The sequence below is a fragment of the Gordonia sp. SGD-V-85 genome, from assembly GCF_001456905.1.
GTDB classification, from domain to species: Bacteria; Actinomycetota; Actinomycetes; order Mycobacteriales; family Mycobacteriaceae; genus Gordonia; species Gordonia hongkongensis.
In genome coordinates this window covers 1-2,967 of sequence record NZ_LNQO01000049.1, presented here as the reverse complement: position 1 = coordinate 2,967, position 2,967 = coordinate 1, and the positions used below count along the sequence as shown (strand labels likewise).

The window sequence follows — 2,967 nt, the reverse complement described above, 5'->3', positions numbered from 1 at the left end:
TGCAGGTTGGTGACGACGGTGAGCACTGTGGTGTAGGCCGGTTCGCGGTCGTGGAGTTCCTCGACTAGGTCGTGCACCGACATCGCCGCACCGGCTGACCACAGCACGTCCATCACTGCGCGTTCCAGTGAACCCAGCCCAGTCATTTTCACCCACCATCTCTAGATGCGGGTCAATCTTACGACGGACTACCTCAGTTAGTAGCTTGGTCCCGTTGGAGCGCATCGGCAGCGCCGCGACGCGGGCGGTGTTTGAAGGCCACGGAGAATTCGGTTCCAGGGGTGCTGCGGTGGATGTGACGTCGGGTGGTGGTCGGCAACGTGATGGTGAAGGTGGCTCCGTGTCCGGCTCCCAGGCTTTCGGCGAGCAAGGTGCCCCCATGGTCTTCGACGATAGAGCGGGCGATGGTGAGGCCGATTCCGCTGCCGCCGGCGTCTCTGGTGCGTGAGGAGTCGGTGCGGTAGAAGCGGTCGAAGATGTGTGGAAGGTGTTGAGGGGGAATGCCGTCACCGCAGTCGACGACGCTGATGCGCACCGCGTGTGCCGGGGCGGTGTCGGCTTTCACTACGACTCGCTGGCCCGGGGAGCTGTGTCGCAGCGCGTTGGTGAGCAGATTGAGCAGTACTTGGCTCATTCGTTCGGCGTCGACATGGATGTGTACGCGCGCGGCGGTGGTGACGATGCCTAGCGTGACTTTGGCGTCGGTGAACAGGTCGGCGGCTTCTTCGTAGGTCGCGATGAGCAGTTCGTTGACAGTGATCGTCGCCGGGTGGAGGGGCATCTGATGCTCGTCGGCGCTGGATACGGTCGCGATGTCCTCGGCGAGACGCTGCAGGCGGGTGGTGGCGGTGCGCACGACGTCAAAGGTCTGTGAGTCGGGAGCCCGGATTCCGTCTTCGATGGCGTCGGTGATCGCGCCGATGGTGGTCAGTGGGGTGCGCAGTTCGTGGGCAAGGTCTGACAGCATCCGCTTACGGATGTCGTCTTGTGAATCCAGCCGTTGTGCCAGCTGGTTGATAGCTCGGCTGAGCTGGGTGAACTCGGTGCCGAGCTGGCGATCGGGTACGCGCGTGCGGTAGTTGCCTGCGCCAATAGCCACGGCTGAGCGCGCGACACTGGCGACTGACTGTTGTACGCGGCGAGCCAGGAACCAGCTGACGGCCGTGGCCAGGATCGTCGAGGTGATCAATGCGACAGACATTGAGACGACGATCGAGGAAGTGAACGCGGCTTCGACATGGTCGGCCTGAACTGACCCTGGCTCGAGGCGAGCTTGGCCGAGGTGGTCGTGGAAGGTGTGTGGAGCCACGAATAGTGCCACGATCGCGACGCTGATGCCGCCGCCGGCGATGACGATAGCTTGAGCGAGCATGAGCCGGGAGCCGAAGCTGCCGGGGATACGTAACCGTCGACGTTCATCGTTCATCGCTGGCTCCTCGAGGTTGGCCGTCACCCATCCGGTAGCCCACTCCGCGCACGGTGCGGATGAATCGGCCGGCTACGGCGCTGTCACCGAGTTTGCGGCGCAGACTGGCGACATGGACTTCGACGACGTGGGCATCGCCGACCCAGTCGGGTCCCCAGATTTCGGTGAGCAGTTGCTCTCGACTGAACACAACACCGGGCCGCCGCGTGAGCGCTTCGAGAACGTCGAACTCAGTCCGAGTCAGCTCCACGGGTGTGCTCTCCACCTGGACTTCACGACCCTGAGGGTCGAGGGTGAGCTCCCCTATCGTCCGCGGGTGCGACTCGCCGGTTGGGGTCGGCCGTGGTCGGCGCAGCATGGCGTCGATGCGCGCCATCAGCTCACGAGGGCGAAATGGTTTCGTCAGGTAGTCATCGGCCCCCACCGACAGGCCAACGACTGTGTCGACTTCGTCCGCGCGGGCCGTGACCATCACGATGTAGGCGTTGGTGAAGGTGCGCAACTGTCGACAGACCTCGACGCCATCGAGTGACGGCAAGCCCAGGTCGAGGATGACTACTGCCGGACTCGCCGTGCGTGCGGCGGCGACTCCCTCCTGGCCGTCGGGCGCAACGGTGACCGTGAATCCGCTGCGCTGCAGGTAGTCAGCAACGACTTCGGCAATGTCGGGCTCATCTTCGATCACCAGGGCGTGCAGACCGTGCGGTGGTCGGACCACCGGCATATGGAGGTCGTCGACGACGTTGCGATCTTGGGGCACGCTCCTATGGTGGCGGTGGTCTACACGATCATCCAACCTCGTGGGCATTCTTGAGCAGATCTTGATCCACGCTGCCGATCAGCCTTGAGGTTCGGTGGGCAAGGTGGCGGTGTCGCCGGGTGGAACGTTACGACACAGTTCCCTCTCACACTGATGATCTGCTTTCGGCCCGGCGGCGTCCTGTTCAACAACGCAGAGGATGCCCGTGTGACTGTCTCCTACAGCCTCACCACCAGTGATCCATTCGCCAGTACCTTCCCCGCCGAAGCCACATCGCCCCGTGCTGGGCTGAGTCGTCAGCTGGTGGGCGGCACCCCGGTGTTGCGCATCGAGGAACCCTTCGCCGAGCACGGGCGCGGCTTCTGGGCCAAGCTGGAAGGCTTCAACCCCGGTGGTATGAAAGACCGGCCTGCGCTGCACATGGTGGAACGCGCCCGCGCCCGCGGCGAGCTGGCCCCGGGGGCGCGGATCATCGAATCAACTAGTGGGACACTGGGATTAGGCCTGGCTTTAGCGGGCATCGTGTTCGGGCATCCGGTGACCTTGGTGACCGATCCAGGACTGGAACCGATCTTGCGGCAGATGCTCGCCGCCTACGGCGCCCAGGTCGATGTCGTCAGCGATCCCCATCCGGTCGGGGGTTGGCAACAAGCCCGCCGCGACCGCGTGCGCACCCTGCTCGAGCGCGACGAGGCTGCGTGGTGTCCCGACCAGTATTCCAACCCCGACAACGTGACCGGTTACAGCTCGTTGGGTGTGGAGTTGATCGCGCAGCTGCGCC

4 protein-coding genes are annotated in these 2,967 nt (G+C 64.2%); 1 reads left to right on the top strand and 3 read right to left on the bottom strand.

Annotated features, from left to right (window positions below; translation table 11 throughout):
- From AS181_RS24345 to AS181_RS24335, 3 genes are all read right to left on the bottom strand, one after another.
- On the bottom strand, window positions 1-146 hold a 146-nt coding region (locus AS181_RS24345), incomplete at its 3' end, for a BlaI/MecI/CopY family transcriptional regulator (RefSeq protein WP_139114283.1).
- A 47-nt stretch (window positions 147-193) separates the two neighbouring features.
- On the bottom strand, window positions 194-1,426 hold the full coding sequence (locus AS181_RS24340) for a sensor histidine kinase (protein WP_005195289.1): 1,233 nt from the start codon (window positions 1,424-1,426) through the stop codon (window positions 194-196).
- Window positions 1,416-2,150 carry a response regulator transcription factor gene (locus AS181_RS24335; RefSeq protein ID WP_005180009.1) on the bottom strand — a complete coding sequence of 245 codons (735 nt, stop codon included), beginning with the start codon at window positions 2,148-2,150 and terminating at the stop codon, window positions 1,416-1,418. Before AS181_RS24335 ends, AS181_RS24340 begins: the two co-directional genes overlap by 11 nt.
- A 243-nt stretch (window positions 2,151-2,393) precedes the next feature.
- On the opposite strand from AS181_RS24335, the gene AS181_RS24330 reads away from it, so the two are divergent.
- A partial coding sequence (locus tag AS181_RS24330; RefSeq protein WP_139114284.1) for a pyridoxal-phosphate dependent enzyme occupies window positions 2,394-2,967 on the top strand: 574 nt, incomplete at its 3' end.